We start from the raw sequence: 20895 nt of genomic DNA, 5'->3' as shown, positions 1-20895 counted from the left end.
CGGGGCCGCTCTGCGGCCCATTCGCGGGCAAGCCCGCTCCCACAGGGTTATCACAGGCCTGAAAACCGGTGATAACCCTGTGGGAGCGGGCTTGCCCGCGAATGGGCCGCAGCCATCTATCTGACGGGACTCGCCACAGTGCGGTCCACCAGGCGAATGCTGTCACGCCCGCCACGCTTGGACTGGTACAACGCCACATCCCCTTGCTCGATCAACGCCGCCAGGCTGGCCGGCGGCTGGTCGAACAGGTTGGCACCGATACTCAAGGTCACCGCCTGCGGGGTCGGCATCGCCTCCCTGGCAAACCGCTGGAACTGGTCGCGCAGCTGGCTGCCCAGCTCCACCACCTTCTCGCTGCTGGCATCGCTGAGCAGGATCACGAACTCATCGCCGCCCAGCCGCGCGGCCAACGAGCGCTCCGGCAGCACCGCACGAATCATCTCGCTCAAGGCAACCAGCAGGCGGTCACCCGCCGCATGGCCGTGCAGGTCGTTGACCAGCTTGAAGTTGTCGATATCGATCAACAGCAACGCCCCAGGCTGCGCCGGGCTGACTGCCTTGAACAAATGCGTGGCGCGGACTTCCAGGGCCCGCCGGTTGTACAGTGCCGTCAGCGGGTCGCGGGCGGCCAGCCGGGCGATGCGCTCTTCACGGCGATAACGCACGGTACCGGTCATCGACAGCGCGATCAGCATGATCGCCATCGCCCCTTCGACCAGGGAAATCTGGATGATCAGGCCACCAAAGGTCGCCAGGTCGATCAGCGTGCCCGGTGTCACCGCCACGATCGCCTTGGCCACATAGAACAGCCCATGGATGAGCAGCACGTAACGCAGCTGCACCGCCCCCACGCTCAGCGACTTGCCATGCGGGCGCAGCAGGAAGCTGGCCTTGAGCGTGAGTAACGCCACCAGCAGCGAGTTGACCATCAGCATCACTTTCGACCACTGCGGCCCCACCGGCAGCAGCAACAAGCCGAACCACACCAGCACAATCAGCAGCCACGCCCGCGACAATCGGGCCTGGGTAAAACGCACTACACCCAGCAGAAAGAACGCATGGGCGACCACCAGCAAGCCGTTGGCGAACCAGATGCCGATCAGCAGCAGGCCGATCCCGCGCAGCAGGGCCAGGGTCGAACCGACCGTGATGGTGGCGAAACCGGCGCTCCAGAACAGCAGCGAAGGTTCGCGGACACTGCGCCACTCGATCGCCAGGTACAGTGCAGCCGCAGCGGCCAGGGCGATGGTGATCGTCAGCATCGTGGGTGGATCAAGCGCCATATACGGATTGGCCTATCTGGTTAACGTGGAAAAGGGCAGATTGTATGCGCTTGAGATAACTTTTCAGAGGGGCGAACCGTCACGCTGCATTCAAATGAATGTAACCGTGCCAGGCGCGACACGGTCCATAGTCTTCCCACCACTCTCCTACCGCTGACGTTGCCCAGCTTGATGATAGCCCGTACGCGCGCAGTCAACGCCGCATCACTGCAAGGTGCGGCGCCTGCAGCCAGCGCAACAGGCCCGTTAGTTGTGCCGAGTGCACGGGTATGGAAGTGGATCCACGAAGAGCCCCGTGCAGTCGAGCTCAAAGCACCCGCTTGATCAAAGGCTCCAGCCGGCTATAGCGCAGGCGCCGCAGGAACCTGCGTACCTCCTTGGGGTGCTCGGCCTTCTCGCCCAGCTCGCTCGCCGTACCGATCTGCGGCGCGTGCCGGCGAATGGCCTCCAGCTCCACCGCTCGCGGCACCAGCCACTGCCCGTGTGGGTCGTCGATCAGCAGGCCGTTTTCCAGGTCCAGGTTGAACCCGCGCGGGTTGAGGTTGTTGCCGGTCAGCAGCGAATAGCGCTGGTCGACCCACACTCCCTTGGCGTGGAAGGTATGGCCCGGATCGTTCCAGATCCGTATCTGCAACTGGCCACTGGCAATGGCTGCCTGGCGGCGCCGGGCAAAGGCGCGCAGGTTGTCTTCGTACAGGTACGGCAAGGCACCGCTGGCGCTGAACGGCTCGCCCGGAGCGATGTAGAAATCGTTGGCGGTGCGGTGGCCAACGATCAGCTCGATGCGCACTCCCCGGTCCAGGGCATGGTCGATCTCGCGCATCACCACCCGTGGCGGGTTGAAATACGGCGTGCTGATGATGATCTGCGTGTGTGCCGCCGCCAGCAGCGCGCACAACGTGCGGTTGAGCGGGTTGCCACGGCCGACACCCAGCAGCGGGATCACGCGCAGCCCCTGCCCCGCCATGGCGGCCGGTGCGTCATAAGCCATGCGCCGCAGGCGCGCGCGCAGGCGCCGGATATCGCCGCGCAGCGTGCGGGTAGCGGGTGGCGCCGGCAGGTCCAGGCGCGGCGTGGCGGTGTGGTGCAACAGGCGCCGGACCAGGTCGACCATGGCGTCGGCCAATGCCGGCGACTGGAACAGGTGGTAACGGTCCAGCCGGTATCGGTCGAACCGGTGCAGGTAGACGTTGTTCAGGCTGGCACCGGTATAGATCACGCAATCGTCGATCACGCTGCCCTTCAGGTGCAGCACGCCGAACAGCTCGCGGGTCTGCACCGGCACGCCATGGATCACCACGTCGAGCCCGCGTAGCTGGCGCTGGGCCTGGTACCAGGCCGCATTGCCCGGCTGGCGCCCGGCCCCCAGCAGGCCACGGCGGGCACGGAACCAGTCGACCACGATGACGATCTCCAGGCCCGGCCGCTCGGCCTTGGCCTGGTACAGCGCATCGAGCACCTCCTGGCCGGCCTCGTCTTCCTGCAGGTACAAGGCAACGATGACGATACGCCGGGTCGCCGTGGCGATGCGCTCGAGCAGGCAGGTGCGGTAGGCCGCGGCATCGGGCAACACCTGGATCGCCTCAGGCGCGATGGCGAAACCTGGCAGTGCCGCCAGCATGGATTCGGGGTTCACGTACGATCACCTTCTCTCTGCAATCAGGTCCATTCCTGGCCGTTGCGCCCGGGGTGTAAGATCAACCCGGCAACGACCCATAACAACAAGAAACACGCGAGGCCTGTTTTCCCACTGCCCCTGACGAACTAAGCCTCAGCTTGCACAGGAAGATCGCAATGGTCCACCCCGCTTCCATCAGCGTAACGCCTTACCCAACCAAAACCTTCGGTTTTCTGGTGCTGCCCAATTTCACCACCATTGGCCTGGCATCGGCGGTGGAAACCCTGCGCATGGCCAACCTGGCAGCGCGCCAACCCTTGTACCGTACCGTGCTGATTGCCGCCAGCCCGGAGCCGGTGGTGGCCAGCAATGGCATGCGCGTGCTGCCCGACCACAGTATCGAAGACGCCCCGGCGCTGGACGCCCTGTTCGTGGTCGGCGCCAACCCGATCGACCGCAGCCGTGGCGGCACCCGCCCCCTGATCGACTGGCTGCGCCAACTGGCCCGCCAGCGCCTGCCACTGGGCGGGATCTGCACCGGCAGCTACCTGCTGGCCAAGGCCGAGCTGCTTGACGGCTACCGCTGCACCATTCACTGGGAAGACCTGCAGACCCTGCAGGAACACTTCCCCGACATTGTAATCTCCAGCCAGCTGTTCGAGCTGGACCGCGACCGTTTCACCTGTTCCGGTGGCGTGGCGGCCATGGACATGATGCTGCAACTGGTCGCCCGCCAGGCCGGCGGCCAGGACATCGCCGCCAAGGCCGCCGAACTGTTGCTGTGTGACCGTATGCGCGGTGAGCGCGAGCGCCAGCGTGTGCCATTGCGCACCTTGCTTGGCAGTGCCCAGCCCAAGCTGAGCCAGGTGGTGGCGATCATGGAGGCAAACCTGGAGGAGCCGCTGGGGTTGGAGGAGCTGGCCAGCCTCAATGAAGTGACCGTGCGCCAGCTGGAGCGCTTGTTCCATAAATACCTGCAGCGCACCCCCAGCCAGTATTACCTGGAGTTGCGCCTGTCACGGGCCCGGGACCTGCTGCTGCGCAGCGATGTGCAGGTACGCGAGGTGGCACTGGCTTGCGGCTTCAGCTCACCAGCACACTTTTCCAAGAGCTACAGCCGCTTCTTTGGCCTGTCGCCGCTGGGCGAGCGGCGCCAGGCTTCATTGCATTGAGCGCTTGCTCGCCTCAATCCTGCAGGGCTGAATGCGCGGTCTCCCGGCACATCAACATCGCCAGCAAGGCCACCAGCGCCGCCGCCAGCAGGTAACCGGCCGGCGCCAGCTTGCTGCCCGTGGCCTGGATCAGCCACGTGGCGATGAAGGGGGCTGTACCGCCAAACAGCGCATTGGCCAGGTTGAAGCTCAGCGCAAAGCCACTGAAGCGCACCGAGGTCGGGAAGATTTCGGCGAGCAGGCACGGCAAGGTGCCGTCGTTCATGGCCAGCATCGCGCCGAAGAAGATCTGGATCGCCAGGATCACCAGCAGTGGCTGGCCATCGAGCAGCTTGAACAGCGGCACGGTCAGGCCGAGAAAGAGTAACGACGCCACCACCAGCATGGCCTTGCGACCGAACTGGTCGGACAGCCGCCCCATCAGGAAGATCAGGCCGATGTAAGTGGCCAGTGACGCCGTCGAGGCGATGAACGAATCACGCTCGCTCATGCCCATCTCGCTGGACAGGTAGGTCGGCATGTAACTAAGCAACAGGTAGAACGCCACCGCATTGAGGCAGGTGACCCCGAGGCCGATGGCCAGGCTGCGGCGGTGGTGGGCCAGCAGCTCACGGATCGGTGCAGGGGTCATGCAGGCCTTGCGTTCCAGGCGCTGCTCCATTTCCAGGAACTTCGGCGTGTCCTGCAGGCTCATGCGGATGTACCGGCCCACCAGGCCGAACGGTGCCGCCAGCAGAAATGGCAGGCGCCAGCCCCAGCTGTGCAGATCTTCGCTGCTCAACAGTTCATGCAGCACCGCGACGAATGCCGCACCGAACAGCAGCCCCGCAGCGGTGCTGGCCGGCACGATGCTGGTGTACAGCCCGCGCCGGCCTGGCGGGGCGTACTCGGCAAGAAATGCTGCGGCACCGGCGTATTCCCCCGAGGCCGAAAAGCCCTGCACCAGGCGGATCAGCAGCAGCAGGCCGGGCGCCCACAAGCCGATCTGCGCATAACCCGGAAGCAGCCCGATGCAAAATGTCGACAACGACATGATCAGGATCGACCACGACAGGGCGTTGCGCCGCCCGTGGCGGTCACCGAAGTGGCCCCAGACCACACCACCCAGCGGGCGGACCAGAAATGACAGGGCAAATACAGCAAAGGTCGCCAGCAGGCCGCTGGTCTTGTCTGCCTGTGGGAAGAAGGTAGCTGCAATGATGGTGGCGAGGTAGCCGTAGGCGGCGTAGTCGAACCATTCGACGAAATTGCCCATGAAACTGGCACGCGCGGCCTTGCGTAGGGCCTGGCGTTCGGCGTCTGGCGCGGTGCCGTCGAGGGAGGGAGCGTTGAAGGTGGTGCTGGACATGACGGGTACCCTCTGATTCTTCTAATTGGCGGCAGGGTCTGATGGTCATACAGTTGTTTTTGTGTTGCCCGGATCGGCCTCTTCGCCGCTAAAGCCGCTCCCACAGGTGTTTCACTGGCCTTCAGGGCAGAGGTACCTCTGTGGGAGCGGCTTCAGCCGCGAAGCAGGCGACGCCGGTGCTTATTTGCGAATGATGTTGTGCTCCGGGCCGTACGGGAATCGGGTGATGTTCTCGGCACCGTGCTCATTGACGATCAGGATGTCATGTTCGCGGTAGCCTCCCGCCCCAGGCCGCCCCTCGGGCAGCATGATCATCGGCTCGATCGACACCACCATGCCCGGCTCCAGGACCGTGTCGATGTCTTCGCGCAGCTCCAGCCCTGCTTCCCGGCCGTAGTAGTGGCTCAGCGTGCCGAACGAGTGGCCATAACCAAACGTGCGGTACTGCAGCAAATCGTGACGCAGGAAGATCTCGTTCAGTTCGTGGGCGATGTCGCAGCATCGCATGCCCGGGCGCACCAGCTTGAGACCCGCTTCATGCACTTCGACGTTGGCCTGCCACAGGCGCAGGTGATCGTCCGGGCAATGGTCGAGGAACAAGGTGCGCTCCAGCGCGGTGTAGTAGCCGGCGATCATCGGGAAGCAGTTGAGGCTGAGGATGTCGCCCTTGTTGACCTTGCGGCTGGTGACCGGGTTATGCGCGCCGTCGGTGTTGAGCCCGGACTGGAACCAGGTCCAGGTGTCCATCAGCTCGCTGTCGGGGAAGCTTCTGGCAATCTCACGGACCATCGCCTGGGTGGCATGCAGCGCCACTTCATATTCCGGCACCTGGTCGCGCAGCGCCTCGACCACCGCCGCCCCGCCGATATCGGCAACCCGTGCCCCATGGCGAATCAGCGCCTGCTCCTCGGCCGACTTGATCATGCGCATGCGCATGCACGGTGCACCGATGTCCAGCAGCTCGGCCTTGGGGTAGCAGGCAGCGAGCTTGGCATGGTTCTGCAGGTTGAGGTGGTCGTATTCGACGCCGATGCGCGAGGCCAGCGGCAGGGCCTGCTGGATGGCGACGAAGTAGTTGTCGCGCTGCCAGTCGGTGTAGACGATGTTGTCGGTACCCACCGTGCGCCGCCAGGGCTGGCCGCCGTCGATATTGGCGCTGATCGACACCACCTTGTCGTGGGTGACCACCAGCGCGTAGGGACGACCGAACGAGCAGTAGAGGAAGTCGCTGTAGTAGTTGACGTTGTGGTACGAGGTGAAGATGGCCGCTTCGATATCCTGCTCGGCCATGTAGGCCCGCAGGCGGGCATGACGGGCGGCGTACTCCTGTGCGGAGAAGGTCGGCTTGACCTTGTCGCCATTGCGGATTTTCAGGGTCTGGGGCATTTGCATGGTCGGTGTTCCTTGTCGTTGTGAGCACGCTGTTCAGGCCGGCCGCCTGGAAAGCATTGCAACAGAACCGACGAGGACGCTTTTGTATCTATCCGACCTGGAATTGGCGGGATTACCAATGGGGGCTGCCTTGCAGCCCATACGCGGCACAAGGCCGCTCCTACAGGAAATCGCGGTCTCCTGTAGGAGTGGCCTTGCCGGGGCGCCGGACCGGTCGGAAAGGGGCGCAGAGCGCCCCCGCCTTACTTCAGGTCGAAGCGATCGAGCTCCATCACTTTTTCCCAGGCCGCCACGAAGTCCTTGACGAACTTGTCATTGCCATCGCTGCTGCCATACACCTCGCTCAGCGCCCGCAGCTGCGCATGCGAGCCGAACACCAGGTCGACCCGGCTGCCGGTCCACTTCACTTGCCCGGTCTTGCGGTCGCGGCCCTCGAAGCTTTCGTTGTCCGCCGAAGTCGGCTTCCACTCCACGCCCATGTCCAGCAGGTTGCGGAAGAAGTCGTTGCTCAGGGTGCCAGGCTTGTCGGTGAACACGCCCTGCTTGCTGCCGCCATGGTTGGCGCCGAGCACACGCAGGCCGCCGATCAGCACGGTCAGCTCCGGCGCGGTGAGGGTCAGCAGTTGCGCCTTGTCCAGCAACAGCTTCTCGGCCTTGACGCTGTAACGGGCCTTGCTGAAGTTGCGGAAGCCGTCGGCCAGCGGCTCGAGCACGGCGAACGACTCGACGTCAGTCTGCGCCTGGGAAGCATCGACGCGGCCCGGGCGGAAGCCCACGCTGACGTTGTGCCCGGCATCCTTGGCGGCCTTTTCCACTGCCGCGGAGCCTGCGAGGACGATCAGGTCGGCCAGGGAGACCTTCTTGCCACCGGCGTTGAACTCGCCCTGAATCTTCTCCAAGGCTGCCAGCACCTTGCCGGTGCCCTGGTTCGCCGCCCAGTCCTTCTGCGGCGCCAGGCGCAGGCGGCCACCGTTGGCCCCACCGCGCTTGTCCGAGCCACGGAAGGTCGAGGCAGCTGCCCAGGCGGTGGCCACCAGTTCGGCGACGCTCAGCCCGCTTGCGAGAATCTTGGCCTTGAGCCCGGCGATGTCCTGCTCGCCCACCAGCGGGTGGTCGACTTTCGGCAGCGGGTCTTGCCACAGCAGCTCTTCGTTGGGCATTTCCGGGCCCAGGTAGCGTGCCAGCGGGCCCATGTCACGATGGATCAGCTTGTACCAGGCGCGGGCGAAAGCGTCGGCCAGTTGGTCCGGGTTGTCCTTGAAGCGCCGGGCGATCGGTTCGTAGATCGGGTCGAAACGCAGGGCCAGGTCGGAAGTCAGCATCGACGGGGCATGCTTCTTGGCCGGATCGTGTGCATCCGGCACGGTGCCCGCGCCCTTGCCGTCCTTCGGCCGCCATTGATGGGCACCGGCGGGGCTCTTGGTCAGCTCCCACTCGAAGTTGAACAGGTTGTTGAGGTACTCGTTGCTCCATTTCGTCGGGGTCGAGGTCCAGATCACTTCCAGGCCGCTGGTGATGGTGTCGCCACCCTTGCCGCTGCCGAACTTGTTGGCCCAGCCCAGGCCCTGCAGCTCCAGGCCTGCCGCTTCAGGCTCAGGGCCGACATTGTCGGCCGGGCCGGCGCCGTGGGTCTTGCCGAAGGCGTGGCCGCCGGCGATCAGCGCCACGGTTTCTTCATCGTTCATGGCCATGCGGCCGAAGGTTTCGCGAATATCCCGGCCCGATGCCACGGGGTCCGGGTTGCCTTCCGGGCCTTCCGGGTTGACGTAGATCAGGCCCATCTGCACGGCAGCCAGGGGGTTTTCCAGGTTGCGTTCGGCCGACAGGTTACGGTTCTGCTCTTCACCATGCTTGGCAGGTTCCGCCACCAGGTCTCCTTGGCCGGGCGGCTGGGCCTTGACCTGGTCCTTGCCGTAGCGGGTATCACCACCCAGCCAGACCTTTTCCGAGCCCCAGTAGACGTCTTCGTCCGGTTCCCATACATCGGCGCGGCCGCCGGAGAAACCGAAGGTCTTGAAGCCCATGGACTCCAGGGCAACGTTGCCGGTAAGCACGATCAGGTCAGCCCAGGAGATCTTGTTGCCATACTTCTGCTTGATCGGCCACAGCAGGCGCCGGGCCTTGTCCAGGCTGACGTTGTCCGGCCAGCTGTTGAGCGGCGCGAAACGCTGCTGGCCAGAGCCGGCACCGCCACGGCCATCACCAATGCGGTAGGTGCCGGCGCTGTGCCAGGCCATGCGGATGAACAGCGGGCCATAGTGGCCGAAGTCGGCTGGCCACCAGTCCTGGGAGTCGGTCATCAAGGCGGTCAGGTCTTTTTTCAGGGCCTGGAAGTCGAGGCTCTTGAACGCCTTGGCATAGTCGAAGTCCGGGTCAGGGCTGGACTTGGACGAGTGTTGATGGAGGATCCTGAGGTTGAGCTGGTCAGGCCACCAGTCTCGGTTGGTGGTGCCGCCACCTGCGGTTTGATGGAACGGGCATTTCGATTCGTTCGACATCTGCTGTTACCTTTGGGTCGGTTATCCAGATTTCCGGTCTATGCCAGGTGTTCTTTCAGCCGAGCACATGGGCTCATGCCTACCCCTCATCAGGTCTGGTCGGTCACGTGCCGACACGGGGCTTGCGAAGCTCTCACGCCTTGTGCAGCGCGGTCTTGCATCCAAGTGCTGAGACGCCGCCCGCACGCGGATTTCGCAGGGCCAGGGGAAAGACTAGTCGAGCTTGGGCAGAGGTCTAATAGAGTGGCTCTTGCAGGCCGATAGCCCCGGCACATCCATACAAGGCGCAACGGCCGCCGCCGTGCTTCAATACACCGCCAACCCCTCTAGCCCCGGTGAGCCAAGCCCCATGAACCGCAACGACCTGCGCCGTGTCGACATGAACCTGCTGGTGCTGTTCGAAGCCCTGATGATCGAACGCAACCTGACCCGCGTCGGCGAAAAGCTGTTCATCACCCAGTCCACCGTCAGCGCCGCCCTCGCCCGCCTGCGCGAACTGTTCGACGACCCGCTGCTGATCCGCAGCGGCCGGGCCATGGAGCCGACTCCGCGGGCCATGCAGATCTTCGCCGAGCTGGGCCCGGCCATGGATGTGATTTCGTCGGCCATCAGCCGCGCCCGCGACTTCGACCCGGCCAACAGTTGCAACCAGTTCCGCCTGGGCCTGTCGGACGATGCCGAGTTCGGCCTGTTCCCCGCCCTGCTGCAGGCCTTGCGCGAAGAAGCGCCCGACATCAGCGTGGTGGTGCGCCGCGCCAACTTCCTGCTGATGCCGGGCCTGCTGGCCAGTGGCGAGATATCCGTGGGCGTGAGCTACACCACTGACCTGCCGGCCACCGCCAAACGCCGAAAGTTGCGCGATATCGGCGTGCGTGTGCTGCGCGCCGACGACCGCCCGGGCCCGCTGACCCTCGACGAGTATTGCGCCCGGCCCCATGTGATGGTGTCGTTCTCCGGCGACATGAGCGGCAACATCGACCTGGACCTCGCCCGCATCGGCCGCTGCCGCAAGGTGGTGCTGGCCGTACCGCAGTTCGGCAGCCTGCGTGCCCTGCTGCGCAACACCGAACTGATCGCCACCGTGCCGGACTACGCCGCCTGTGCCCTGGCCGACGATGGCAGCCTGCGCGCCGACCCGGCGCCGTTCGAGATCACCGAGGCCGAGCTGTCGATGGTCTGGAGCGGCGCCCACGACAACGACCCGGCCGAACGCTGGCTGCGCGAGCGCATCCTGCAGTACATGGCCCGCCCGAGCTGATTCATCGACCTCATCGATAGCCACCATGAATGCCATCAAGTTCCGCCGCAACCGCTGCGGGCGGAAGATGGCGGCATTCACTGATCGATGAGGCTTCTACCCATGAAAACCGGCATGCTCGCTGCCCTGCTCGCCCTGTTCGCTGCCCTTGGCGGTTGTGCCGCGCCGGCTGGCCAGCAGGCTGCCCAGCCCTACGGGCACTTCTACTCGGCCACCGCCATTTCCAGCGTCGCGCTGGCCCCAGGGCAACACGTGGCCGTGCTGCTCGGGCGCAATGCCGACAGCACCCTCAGCTACCTGCAGCAGCACCGCGGCGCAGCGGCGGCGAAAACCACGCCGCGCAGCATTCCGGTGGCGACCCTGCGCGGTGGCAGCCAGGCCTACGACTGGCTGGCGCGTTCGCTGGCCCAGCAGTTCGCCGAGGTGACCTTCTATGAAGACCTGGACAGCCTGCTCGCCGACCATCCGGACGTGATCGTGCTGCTGGACAGCGAAAGCCGCCTGGCCACGGCGGACGTCGAGAGCCGGGTGGTGGCGCGCTTCTTCGACAGCCAGCTGAGCTACATCGGCCGTGCCGAAGGCCGTGCGCGCAAGGATGTCAGCAATGTGGCGCGGATGCTGGAAGATGAACAGGCCGCCAAGGCCGATGCCCTGCGCGATTTCGACGCTTCGCTGCAGCGCTTGCTGGGCAGCAAGGTGTAAGGCGCCACGGCGCTTCGGCAGAAACCAGGGAACTCTTGCCAATCGCCTGTCCTCTTAAACAGTGAGTGGTTTATTTCCCTGTGCTTCACGTTACTGGAGAACACGACATGCGCCACCTACTCCTCGCCCCTGCGCTGCTGCTCCTGCTGCCTGCCGGTGCTGCCCTGGCCCGCGTCGATGCGGGCGACGTCGCCACCTCGGCCGGTGTTTCCGCTTCGCTGTATTCGACCTTCAAAGACGACAAACGGATCATCCCCGCCCGTGACGAGCTGTCTGCATTCGTTGCCAGTGGCGGTGCCATACGCGGCGCCTACGTGGAGTCGGCGCTGGAACAGGCTCGCAAGGAGCATCCCGGCCTGCAGGCCAGTGACGAAGAGCTGGCTAGGGCAATCCTCTCCCAGGATGACCCGATCGCCCAGCATTGATGTGGCGCCTGTAGCGGCCTCTTCGCGGCTAAAGCCGCTCCCACAGGTACTGCACAGTTTCAAACATAGTGCAGCACCTGTGGGAGCGGCTTTAGCCGCGAAAGGGCCGGTACAGGTAAGGCTCAGCCCCAACCATCCATGCGCATGGTCGCCCTGACCAAGCGCTGCTCCTCTTGCTCGATCTCACGCAAGCTGTCGCAAATCCCGTTGATATGCTCGCGCGCCGCCCGCTGCGCCTGCTCGGGCAACCGTATCCTGCCCAATTGGTCGCGGTGCCGATTTCAGGAACTACCCTAGAAGGTTCACCACAACAAGGAAGACCCCATGCCATCGCCTCGCCCTCCCCACGCCATCGCACTGGCGCTGCTGATCGCCTGTACCCAGGCACCTGCCGCTGAGCCCGCCCCCAAGGACCTGCTCAAGCAGGCCGAAAACGAACAGCCAGCGTACCTGCAAACCCTCAGGAGCCTCGTTTCGGTAGACACCGGCACCGGTACCGAAGCGGGCCTGACGCACGTCAGTGCGGAGCTGGTCAAACGTCTCAAGGCCTTGGGCGCCGACGTGCAGACGCGTCCCGCCAAACCTTCTGTCGGCGACAATATCGTCGGGACATTCAAAGGCACCGGCAGCAAGGACTTCCTGCTCATGGTGCATTACGACACCGTATTCGTCCCCGGCACCGTCGCCAAACGCCCATTCCGGGTCGATGGTCCACGCGCCTATGGCCCGGGCGTCGCCGATGCCAAGGGGGGTGTGGCGTTGATCCTGCACGCGCTGAAGTTGCTGAACGATCAGCAGTTCAATGGCTACCGCACGCTCACCGTGCTGTTCAACCCGGACGAAGAAATGGGCTCTGCCGGGTCGAGGCAGATCATCGCCGAACTGGCCCGCAAGCATGACTACGTGTTCTCCTACGAGCCGCCGGACAAAGATGCAGTCACTGTCGCCACCAATGGCATCAACCGCCTCAAGCTTGAAGTCACAGGCCGAGCATCCCACGCCGGTTCCGCGCCAGAACAGGGCCGCAACGCACTGACCGAACTCGCGCACCAGCTGCTCCAGCTCAAGGATCTCGGCGATGCCAGCAAAGGCACCACGGTGAACTGGACGTTGGCCAAGGCGGGTGAAAAGGCCAATATCATTCCGGCACTGGCCACCGCCGAAGCGGACATGCGCTATTCGGACCTGGGCGAGACTGACCGGGTGCAGGCCGACGCCCAGCGCATCGTGAAGAAACAACTGATCGCCGACACCCAGGTCAGTGTCGTCGTCGAGAAAGGTCGACCGCCGCTGGCACGTAACCTGGCTTCGAGCACGTTGGCCGAGACGGCACAGCAATTGTACGGGGAGGCGGGGTACAAGCTCGAACCGATTGCCATGCGCTTCGGCACCGATGCCGGGTATGCCTATGTACCGGACAGCCACAAGCCGGCGGTTCTGGAAACACTGGGGGTGGTCGGGGCCGGGTTGCATGGTGACGATGAATACATCGAACTGGGCAGCATCGCGCCTCGGCTGTACCTGACCGTGGCGATGATCAAGCACCTGGCACAGTAAACAATTGCCTGTACCGGCCTCTCGCGGCTAACGCCGCTTCTGCAGGGGCTACGCGTTACCTGTAGGAGCGGCTTCAGCCGCGAAAGGGCCGGTACAGGTAAAGCTCAGCCCCACCCATCCATGCGCATGGTCGCCCTGACCAAGCGCTGCTCCTCTTGCTCGATCTCACGCAAGCTGTCGCAAATCCCGTTGATATGCTCGCGCGCCGCACGTTGCGCCTGCTCGGGCAACTGCTCCATCACCGCGTGATACAACCGTGCATGCTGGCGGTCGATCTGGCGCTTCTGCGCCGGGCGGCAGTAGAGGTTGTTGACCGAGGCGAACACCGTGCTCAAGGTCAGGTCGCTTAGCGACTGCAAGGTATGCACCAACACCGGGTTGTGCGACGCCTCGCTGATCGCCCGGTGAAACGCATGGTCACGCCGCGCGTGTTCACGAGCATCGAGCGCTTCGGCAGCGGCATGGGCGTCGAGCATTTCTTCGTAGCGCCGGCGGATCAGCAGGCGGTCGATATCGGTGGCGCGCAAGGCCGCCAGGCGTGCCGACTCGGCCTCCAGCAAGGCACGCACCTCCAGCAGGTCGAACAGCGTGCGCGGCTGTGAGCTGAACAGGTGCATCAACGGCGTGGCGCTGGCCTGCCCGTTGAGGTCGGTGACGAACGAACCGCGCCCCTGCTCGGTGTCGATGATGCCGCGCCCGCGCAGGATGCGCAGGCCTTCACGCAGCGCCGAACGCGAGCAGCCGAGCTTTTCGACCAGGCGCCGTTCCGAGGGCAAGGCCTGGCCGACCTTGAGCACGCCCTCGACGATCAGCCGCTCGACCCGCTCGGCCACCTGGTCGGCGACCTTGGCCTTGCCTTCAATACCCATGTGCAGACTCCAACTGGTAGGACCACTGCTGTCGACGGTTCCAATCTAGCCGTTCAAAGCCATGGATAACCAGTACTTTGCGGAAAAACTGGTAGGACCAGTTACCAGCACCCTCGACCACCCCCGTCCAAGCGCGCAGGCTGCAAGGGTGATCGGTTTGCCTACAACTACAAAAAACTGCTGCTGAGTGAGCCTGATGAACATCCTCTACGACGAACGTGTCGACGGCGTGCTGCCTGCCGTGGACCTGCCCGCACTGCTGCAGGCGTTGCGTGATGCCATCCCCGACCTGGAGATCCTGCACCGCGCAGAAGATCTCAAGCCTTATGAATGCGACGGCCTTTCGGCCTACCGCACCGTGCCGCTGCTGGTAGTGCTGCCTGAACGCCTGGAACAGGTGCAGACCTTGCTCAAGCTCTGCCACCAGCGTGGCGTGCCGGTGGTGGCACGCGGTGCCGGCACCGGCCTGTCGGGCGGCGCGCTGCCGCTGGCCAAAGGCATCCTGCTGGTGATGGCGCGCTTCAACCGTATTCTCGAAGTCAACCCGCAAGGCCGCTTCGCCCGGGTACAGCCCGGTGTGCGCAACCTGGCCATCTCCCAGGCCGCTGCGCCCCATGGCCTGTACTACGCCCCCGACCCGTCTTCGCAGATTGCCTGCTCGATCGGCGGCAATGTCGCGGAAAACGCCGGTGGCGTGCACTGCCTGAAATACGGCCTGACCGTACACAACCTGCTCAAGGTCGAGATCCTTACCGTCGAGGGCGAGCGCCTGACCCTGGGCAGTGACGCACTCGACAGCCCAGGCTTCGACCTGCTGGCGCTGTTCACCGGCTCCGAAGGCATGCTCGGCATCGTCACCGAAGTGACCGTCAAGCTGCTGCCCAAACCCCAGGTGGCACGGGTCCTGCTGGCCAGTTTCGACAGCGTCGAGGACGCCGGCCGCGCCGTGGCCGAGATCATCGCCGCCGGCATCATCCCCGGTGGCCTTGAGATGATGGACAACCTGGCGATCCGCGCCGCCGAGGACTTCATCCACGCCGGTTACCCGGTGGACGCGGCTGCCATCCTGCTGTGCGAGCTGGATGGCGTCGAAGCCGATGTCCAGGAAGACTGCGAGCAGGTCGCCGACGTGCTCAAGCAAGCCGGCGCCCGCGATGTGCGCCTGGCCTGTGACGAAGCCGAGCGCGTGCGCTTCTGGGCCGGGCGCAAGAATGCCTTCCCGGCGGTGGGGCGGATTTCCCCGGACTACTACTGCATGGACGGCACCATCCCGCGCCGCGAACTGCCCCGGGTGCTCAAGGGCATCAGTGAACTGAGCGAGGAATACGGCCTGCGCGTGGCCAATGTGTTCCACGCCGGCGACGGCAACATGCACCCGCTGATCCTGTTCGATGCCAACCTGCCTGGCGAACTGGAACGCGCCGAGGCCATCGGTGGGCGCATCCTCGAACTGTGCGTGGCAGTGGGCGGCAGCATCACCGGCGAGCACGGCGTGGGGCGCGAGAAGATCAACCAGATGTGCGCGCAGTTCAACAGCGACGAAATCACCCTGTTCCATGCGGTGAAAGCGGCGTTCGACCCGCAAGGGCTGCTCAACCCGGGCAAGAACATCCCCACCCTGCACCGCTGCGCCGAATTCGGCGCCCTGCACGTGCATCACGGGCAACTGCCCTTCCCTGAGCTGGAGCGTTTCTGATGAGCATGGACCGCGACATGAGCCAGGACCTGCTCGAACAGGTCAACCAGGCCCTGAACCTGGGCACAGCGCTGCGCATCCAGGGCGGCAACAGCAAGGCCATGCTCGGCCGCCCGGTAGCCGGCGAAATCCTCGATACCCGCAACCACCGTGGCATCGTCAGCTACGACCCGACCGAACTGGTGCTCACCGCCCGCGCCGGCACGCCGTTGCTGGAGATCGAGGCAGCGCTGCACGAGGCCGGGCAGATGCTGCCCTGCGAACCCCCGCACCTGGGCGCCGAAGCGACCCTGGGTGGCATGGTCGCGGCCGGGTTGTCCGGGCCGCGCCGGCCGTGGGCCGGTTCGGTTCGTGACTACGTGCTCGGCACGCGGGTGATCACCGGGCACGGCAAGCTGCTGCGTTTTGGCGGCGAGGTGATGAAGAACGTCGCCGGCTATGACTTCTCGCGGCTGATGGCCGGCAGCTTTGGCTGCCTGGGGCTGCTGACCGAGGTGTCGCTGAAGGTCCTGCCACGCCCACGCGAGTGCCTCAGCCTGCGCCTGCCGATGGACCGCCACCAGGCCCTGGCCGAACTGGCCGAATGGGGCCAGCAACCCTTGCCGATCAGCGCGGCCTGCCACGATGGGGCAACGTTGTACCTGCGCCTGGAAGGCGGTGCAGGCTCGGTGCAATCGGCCCGCCAGCGCCTGGGCGGCGAGGTGCTCGACAGCAGCTTCTGGAGCGACCTGCGCGAGCAGCGCCTGGGCTTCTTCAATGACCCGGCTCCGCTGTGGCGGCTGTCGCTGCCGACGGCCAGTGGTGAACTCGACCTGCCGGGGCAACAGCTGATCGACTGGGGCGGCGCGCAACGCTGGCTCAAGTCGACGGCACCGGCGCAGGAGATTCGCGAGCAGGTTGCCAAGGTCGGCGGCCACGCCACGGGCTACACGCCGGGGGATGACAGCACCGCCCCGCTGCCCGCCGCACTGATGCGCTATCACCACGCCCTCAAGCAGCAACTCGATCCCCAGGGCGTGTTCAACCCTGGCCGCCTGTACCCTGACCTGTGAGGCCACGCCCATGCAAACCAACCTGAGCGAAAGCGCCAAGCGCCTGGCCCGCGGCGAAGAAGCCGAAAGCATCCTGCGTTCGTGCGTGCACTGCGGTTTCTGCACGGCCACCTGCCCGACCTACCAGTTGCTCGGCGACGAACTGGACGGGCCTCGTGGGCGCATCTACCTGATCAAGCAGGTACTCGAAGGGGCACCGGTCACCGCCAGCACGCAGCTGCACCTTGACCGCTGCCTGACCTGCCGCAACTGCGAAACCACTTGCCCTTCAGGGGTGAAGTACCACGATCTGCTGGACATCGGCCGCGCCGTGGTCGAGCAACAGGTACCCCGCCCACTCGGCCAGCGCCTGCTGCGCCAGGGTCTGCGTGCGGTGGTGCCGCGCCCGGCGCTGTTCAAGGCCCTGACCCGCACCGGCCAGGCCCTGCGGCCGGTGCTGCCGGCCAGCCTCAAGAACAAGCTGCCGGCCCAGGTGGCGCCGGCCGGCGAACGGCCCGCGCCCCGCCATGCCCGGCGCATCCTGCTGCTCGAGGGCTGCGTGCAGGCCGCCTTGTCGCCCAACACCAATGCCGCCACTGCGCGCCTGCTCGACCGCCTGGGGATCAGCGTGGAACCGGCCTACGAGGCCGGCTGCTGTGGCGCGGTGGATTACCACCTCAATGCCCAGGAACAGGGCCTGCAACGCGCGCGGCGCAATATCGATGCCTGGTGGCCTGCCATCGAGGCGGGTGCAGAGGCCATAGTGCAGACCGCCAGTGGTTGCGGTGCATTTGTGCGCGACTACGGCCACCTGCTGGAAAAAGACCCGCACTACGCCGCCAAGGCTGCACGGGTCAGTGCACTGTCGCGGGACCTGGTCGAAGTGCTGCGCGACGAGCCGGTCGAGCAGCTCGGCGTGTGCGCCGAACAGCGCCTGGCCTTCCATTGCCCGTGCACCCTGCAGCATGCGCTCAAGCTCGGCGGCCAGGTGGAAAGCCTGCTGACGCGTCTGGGCTTCACCCTCACCCCGGTGCCGGACGGCCACTTGTGCTGTGGCTCGGCCGGCACCTATTCACTGACCCAGCCCACGTTGTCGCGGCAACTGCGCGACAACCGCCTGAACGCACTGGAAAGCGGCAACCCGCAAATCATCGCCACTGCCAACATTGGGTGCCAGACCCACCTCGACGGGGCCGGGCGCACGCCAGTGCGGCACTGGATCGAAATCGTCGAAGCAGCCTTGAACCAGGAGAACAGCCATGCATAGCAAGTCCGTGATCGGCCAGGCAGAAGTGAGCCGCCTGCTCGCTGCCGCCCGCCAGGAAGCCCAGGCGCAACAGTGGAACGTGACCATCGCCGTGGTCGACGACGGCGGCCACCCGCTGGCCCTGGAGCGCATGGACGGCTGCGCACCGTCCAGCGCCTACATCGCCATGGAAAAGGCCCGCAGCGCTGCACTGGGGCGCAAGGAGACCCGTGACTTCGAACAGATGGTCAATGGCGGGCGCACCGCCTTCGTTACCGCGCCACTGCTGACCAGCCTGGAAGGTGGCGTGCCGGTGCGGGTCGATGGCCAGGTGGTGGGTGCCATCGGCGTGTCCGGGGTCAAGCCCGAACAGGATGCCCAGGTGGCCAAGGCGGGTGTGGCAGCCCTTTGAACCGGCGCTGGCCTCTTCGCGGGCAAGCCCGCTCCCACAGGGACCGCACCGGTTTGAAAGATGCGCAGTACCTATAGGAGCGGCTTCAGCCACGAAGAGGCCCGCACAAGTGGCACATCTTCTAAACCTCAACAGCGAGCGAGAAAACAATGCCCCACCCACTCAAGGTCGACCCGACCCTGCAACGCTTCATCGAGGATGAAGTGCTGCCCGGCACCGCCATCGACGCCGCCAGCTTCTGGCAAGGCTTCAGTACCCTGGTCCACGACCTCGCCCCGCGTAACCGTGAACTGCTCGCCGAACGCGACCGCCTGCAAACCGAACTGGACCGCTGGCACAGCGCGAACCCAGGCCCGATCAGCGACATGCCCACCTACCAGGCTTTCCTGCGCAGCATCGGCTACCTCGTTGAAAGCCCGCAGCAGGTGCGCATCAGCACCACCCAGGTCGACCGCGAAATCGCCGAACAGGCCGGCCCCCAGTTGGTGGTCCCGCTGAGCAATGCCCGCTACGCGCTGAACGCCGCCAATGCCCGCTGGGGCTCGCTGTACGACGCGCTGTACGGTACCGACGCCATTGCCGACAGCGACGGCGCCCAGCGCGGCCAAGGCTACAACCCAGTGCGCGGCGCCAAGGTGATCGCGTTCGGCCGGGACTTTCTCGACCGTTTGGCACCGCTTGCGGGCGCTTCCCACGCTGACGCCCAGGCCTACGTGATCAACCAGGGCACACTGCAGGTACGCTTGAGCGATGGCCGCCAGGTTGGCCTCGAAGACACTGCGCAATTGCGCGGCTATCAAGGCGAACCCGGCCAGCCAACGGCCATTGTGCTGCAACACCATCGCCTGCACTTCGAAATCCAGATCGACCCGGCCAGCACCATCGGCAAGGCCGACCGCGCCGGGGTCAAGGACATCCTCGTCGAAGCCGCGCTGACCACCATCATCGACTGCGAAGACTCGGTGGCTGCGGTGGACGCCGAAGACAAGGTGAATGTCTATCGCAACTGGCTGGGCCTGATGAAGGGCGACCTCAGCGAGCAGGTGAACAAGGGTGGCAAGACCTTCACCCGCGCGCTCGCCAAGGACCGCGAGTACCACGGTGCCGATGGCGGGCAATTGACCCTGCCAGGGCGTTCGCTGCTGTTCATCCGCAACGTCGGCCACCTGATGACCAACCCGGCGATCCACGACCGCGATGGCCGGGAGATCCCCGAAGGCATCCTCGACGCCGTGGTCACCAGCCTGATCGGCCTGCATGACCTCAAGCGCCGCGGCAACTCGCGCGAAGGCAGCCTGTACATCGTCAAGCCAAAGATGCACGGCCCGGCCGAAGTCGCCTTCACCGACCAGCTGTTCGGCCGCGTCGAGGACCTGCTGGGCCTGCCGCGGCACACCCTGAAGATGGGCATCATGGATGAAGAACGGCGCACCAGCGTCAACCTGGCGGCCTGCATCGCCAGCGCGGCAGCGCGGGTAGTGTTCATCAACACCGGTTTCCTCGACCGCACTGGCGACGAGATGCACAGCGCCATGGAGGCCGGCGCCATGCTGCGCAAGGGCGACATGAAAGGCAGCGCCTGGATCCAGGCCTACGAGCGCAGCAACGTGCTGGTCGGCCTGGCCTGCGGCCTGCGCGGCAAGGCGCAGATCGGCAAGGGCATGTGGGCCATGCCCGACCTGATGGCGGCCATGCTCGAACAGAAGATCGCCCAGCCCCGCGCCGGCGCCAACACCGCCTGGGTGCCCTCGCCCACTGCCGCGACCTTGCACGCCTTGCACTATCACCAGGTGGACGTGCCTGCTGTGCAGGCACAACTGGAAAAGGTCGATCTGGGCGCCGAGCGCGAACCGTTGCTGCACGACCTGCTGAGCATCCCGGTGAGCCCGGACCGGCCCTGGAGCAAGGACGAAATCCAGGCCGAGCTGGACAACAACTGCCAGGGCATCCTGGGCTATGTGGTGCGCTGGGTCGAGCAAGGGGTGGGTTGCTCGAAGGTGCCGGACATCCACGACGTCGGGCTGATGGAAGACCGCGCCACCTTGCGGATCTCGGCCCAGCACATCGCCAACTGGCTGCACCACGGGGTGGTTGGCAGTGACCAGGTCGAAGCGACCTTGCAGCGCATGGCCAAGGTGGTGGACCAGCAGAATGCCGGCGATCCGGCGTACCGGCCGATGGCTGAGAACTACGCAGGTTCCTATGCGTTCCGTGCGGCGCGGGAGCTGGTGTTCAAGGGCCGTGAGCAACCCAGCGGGTACACCGAGCCGTTGCTGCATGGCTGGCGGTTGAAATTCAAGCAGGAGGTTCGACAGTAAGGCCCATTCGCGGGCACGCCCGCTCCTATGGGATTCACACCAGCATCCAGGCGTGAGCTGTACTGGTGGG

At 65.3% G+C, this 20895-nt stretch carries 16 protein-coding genes and 1 pseudogene; 10 read left to right on the top strand and 7 right to left on the bottom strand.

The annotated features are described in order from the left end of the window. Positions 1 to 116 precede the first annotated feature (116 nt). Together ACIPZ5_RS22015 and pssA are read right to left on the bottom strand one after the other, a co-directional pair. A complete protein-coding gene (locus tag ACIPZ5_RS22015; protein WP_400810635.1) occupies positions 117 to 1283 on the bottom strand; it encodes a GGDEF domain-containing protein in 1167 nt (388 codons plus the stop codon). A gap of 307 nt (positions 1284 to 1590) precedes the next feature. Beyond that, positions 1591 to 2919 (bottom strand): CDP-diacylglycerol--serine O-phosphatidyltransferase, encoded by a 1329-nt coding sequence (gene pssA, locus ACIPZ5_RS22010; RefSeq protein ID WP_400810633.1) that lies wholly within the window; start codon positions 2917 to 2919, stop codon positions 1591 to 1593. Positions 2920 to 3077: 158 nt separating this feature from the next. Between pssA and ACIPZ5_RS22005 the strand changes: the two genes are divergently transcribed. After that, entirely contained in the window at positions 3078 to 4073 is a 996-nt protein-coding gene (locus tag ACIPZ5_RS22005) for a GlxA family transcriptional regulator (protein WP_400810631.1), read from the top strand. Positions 4074 to 4086: 13 nt separating this feature from the next. Here ACIPZ5_RS22005 and ACIPZ5_RS22000 read toward each other — a convergent pair whose 3' ends face one another. The 3 genes from ACIPZ5_RS22000 to katG form a co-directional block, all read right to left on the bottom strand. Next, positions 4087 to 5421, bottom strand: coding sequence for an MFS transporter (locus ACIPZ5_RS22000; protein WP_400810629.1), 1335 nt, complete (start codon positions 5419 to 5421; stop codon positions 4087 to 4089). A 180-nt stretch (positions 5422 to 5601) separates the two neighbouring features. Beyond that, positions 5602 to 6813 carry a M24 family metallopeptidase gene (locus tag ACIPZ5_RS21995; protein ID WP_400810627.1) on the bottom strand — a complete coding sequence of 404 codons (1212 nt, stop codon included), beginning with the start codon at positions 6811 to 6813 and terminating at the stop codon, positions 5602 to 5604. Positions 6814 to 7055: 242 nt separating this feature from the next. Beyond that, on the bottom strand, positions 7056 to 9311 hold the full coding sequence (gene katG / locus ACIPZ5_RS21990) for a catalase/peroxidase HPI (RefSeq protein WP_400810625.1): 2256 nt from the start codon (positions 9309 to 9311) through the stop codon (positions 7056 to 7058). Positions 9312 to 9660: 349 nt separating this feature from the next. On the opposite strand from katG, the gene ACIPZ5_RS21985 reads away from it, so the two are divergent. From ACIPZ5_RS21985 to ACIPZ5_RS21975, 3 genes are all read left to right on the top strand, one after another. Then, positions 9661 to 10569 (top strand): LysR family transcriptional regulator, encoded by a 909-nt coding sequence (locus ACIPZ5_RS21985; protein WP_027918556.1) that lies wholly within the window; start codon positions 9661 to 9663, stop codon positions 10567 to 10569. 114 nt (positions 10570 to 10683) lie between these two features. Next, positions 10684 to 11271 (top strand): hypothetical protein, encoded by a 588-nt coding sequence (locus ACIPZ5_RS21980; RefSeq protein ID WP_400810623.1) that lies wholly within the window; start codon positions 10684 to 10686, stop codon positions 11269 to 11271. Positions 11272 to 11378: 107 nt separating this feature from the next. Further along, the gene (locus tag ACIPZ5_RS21975; RefSeq protein WP_313712935.1) at positions 11379 to 11696 is read left to right on the top strand and encodes a DUF2388 domain-containing protein; all 318 of its coding nucleotides are present in this window, start codon (positions 11379 to 11381) and stop codon (positions 11694 to 11696) included. A 122-nt stretch (positions 11697 to 11818) separates the two neighbouring features. Here ACIPZ5_RS21975 and ACIPZ5_RS21970 read toward each other — a convergent pair. Beyond that, positions 11819 to 11953: pseudogene (locus ACIPZ5_RS21970) on the bottom strand (transcriptional regulator GlcC); the annotation flags it as partial. A gap of 67 nt (positions 11954 to 12020) precedes the next feature. On the opposite strand from ACIPZ5_RS21970, the gene ACIPZ5_RS21965 reads away from it, so the two are divergent. Next, positions 12021 to 13253, top strand: coding sequence for a M20/M25/M40 family metallo-hydrolase (locus ACIPZ5_RS21965; protein WP_400810620.1), 1233 nt, complete (start codon positions 12021 to 12023; stop codon positions 13251 to 13253). 104 nt (positions 13254 to 13357) lie between these two features. Here ACIPZ5_RS21965 and glcC read toward each other — a convergent pair whose 3' ends face one another. Continuing rightward, positions 13358 to 14122, bottom strand: a complete 765-nt coding sequence (gene glcC / locus ACIPZ5_RS21960; RefSeq protein ID WP_261943625.1) for a transcriptional regulator GlcC — start codon at positions 14120 to 14122, stop codon at positions 13358 to 13360. A 196-nt stretch (positions 14123 to 14318) separates the two neighbouring features. On the opposite strand from glcC, the gene glcD reads away from it, so the two are divergent. The 5 genes from glcD to ACIPZ5_RS21935 all read left to right on the top strand — a co-directional run bounded on the left by glcD (position 14319) and on the right by ACIPZ5_RS21935 (position 20825). Then, entirely contained in the window at positions 14319 to 15818 is a 1500-nt protein-coding gene (gene glcD, locus ACIPZ5_RS21955; RefSeq protein ID WP_400810618.1) for a glycolate oxidase subunit GlcD, read from the top strand. Continuing rightward, positions 15818 to 16870, top strand: coding sequence for a glycolate oxidase subunit GlcE (gene glcE, locus ACIPZ5_RS21950; protein WP_400810616.1), 1053 nt, complete (start codon positions 15818 to 15820; stop codon positions 16868 to 16870). The genes glcD and glcE overlap by 1 nt, the downstream gene beginning before the upstream one ends. 10 nt (positions 16871 to 16880) lie before the next feature. Then, a complete protein-coding gene (gene glcF / locus ACIPZ5_RS21945; protein WP_400810614.1) occupies positions 16881 to 18116 on the top strand; it encodes a glycolate oxidase subunit GlcF in 1236 nt (411 codons plus the stop codon). Beyond that, positions 18109 to 18507: a heme-binding protein gene (locus tag ACIPZ5_RS21940; protein ID WP_400810612.1), complete on the top strand. Its 399-nt coding sequence runs from the start codon at positions 18109 to 18111 to the stop codon at positions 18505 to 18507. Before glcF ends, ACIPZ5_RS21940 begins: the two co-directional genes overlap by 8 nt. Before the next feature lie 149 nt (positions 18508 to 18656). Then, positions 18657 to 20825, top strand: a complete 2169-nt coding sequence (locus tag ACIPZ5_RS21935) for a malate synthase G (protein WP_400810610.1) — start codon at positions 18657 to 18659, stop codon at positions 20823 to 20825. Positions 20826 to 20895: the final 70 nt, after the last annotated feature.

The sequence above is a fragment of the Pseudomonas sp. NPDC089428 genome (assembly GCF_044749325.1).
Lineage (GTDB): Bacteria > Pseudomonadota > Gammaproteobacteria > Pseudomonadales > Pseudomonadaceae > Aquipseudomonas.
This window is presented reverse-complemented; position numbering and strand designations above follow the sequence as displayed.